This is a genomic window from Mycobacterium sp. NGS18 (genome assembly GCF_059813185.1).
Map to the genome: position 1 here is coordinate 1 of NZ_JCALEC010000041.1, position 413 is coordinate 413.

Here is a 413-nt window from a genome sequence, read left to right on the forward strand (position 1 = left end):
GCCGCCGACGAAAAGCCCTGCGTCAGTGGCACGCCGAGCCAGGAGCAGATCCAAGGCGATCACCGCACCCGCGACCAACGCCACCATGACGCGCTGCTGGCCGCGTTCCGGGCGGTGCTGGCCTGTGGAGATCTGGGACAGCTCAATGGCCTGCCGGTCACTGTCATCGTCTCGACCACGCTGGCCGAACTGCAGGCTGCGGCGGGCAAGGCCCACACCGCCGGCGGTTCGTTGTTGCCGATGAGCGACCTGCTGCGGATGGCCGGCCACGCATATCACTACCTGAGCGTGTTCGACGGCCAAGGCCGGGCGCTGTGGCTGGGCCGGGCCAAGCGGATCGCCTCGGCCGATCAGCGCATCGTGTTGCACGCGCGCGATCGCGGCTGCACCCGGCCCGGCTGCACGGTCTCGGG

1 protein-coding gene is annotated in these 413 nt (G+C 70.2%); it reads left to right on the forward strand.

Annotated features, from left to right (window positions below; all coding sequences use genetic code 11):
- On the forward strand, window positions 1–413 hold a 413-nt coding region (locus AC5Y31_RS21825; RefSeq protein WP_499982988.1), incomplete at both ends, for a DUF222 domain-containing protein.